Origin of the sequence: Vibrio sp. OPT46, assembly GCF_015163535.1 — a bacterium.
GTDB classification, from domain to species: Bacteria; Pseudomonadota; Gammaproteobacteria; order Enterobacterales; family Vibrionaceae; genus Vibrio; species Vibrio alginolyticus.
Window position 1 is genome coordinate 1 of the sequence record NZ_JADDYG010000174.1, and the last position, 479, is coordinate 479.

Below are 479 nucleotides of genomic sequence, written 5' to 3' on the forward strand. Positions count from 1 at the left end.
GTAAATAACCTAGCTAATTTACCATTGCTATGGATTAGAAATGGATCGGTAGATCGACACTTTTGGTATGATTTGGTTATGCACCCTACCTTTGTAGCAGTAGGCTTAAGCCACTGGAGTCGAAAGCCTTTCTTTTGAGCAATGTCTCTCTTTTCCTTTTCCACTAAATATGTATAGGGCTTATAGCTTTCATGAGTTTCAGGTATATCATCGAGTACATCAGCTAAGCAGCTATATTTATAAGTTGTCCTTACCTTTTGGGGCATAAAGTCCTTTAAACCCTCTTTGAACGAGCTGCAGTATCCAATACCACAAAGCCTCTTTCTATCTTCAAGTGCACCAAACTGAGAACCTGCTAATGTCATATTTATAAAGTTGTACCCAAACACTTTACTAAACGTATCTACGATAACAGCGTATGAGTTTGATTTAGTAAATGAAGTAACATTCTCAAAAACAGAAATAATTGGATTCGTTAT

General features: G+C 36.5%; 1 protein-coding gene. It reads right to left on the reverse strand.

The window, feature by feature from the left end:
- Positions 1–479, reverse strand: a 479-nt coding sequence (locus IQR33_RS08380) for a DNA cytosine methyltransferase (RefSeq protein ID WP_193843623.1), incomplete at both ends; no start/stop codon positions are given.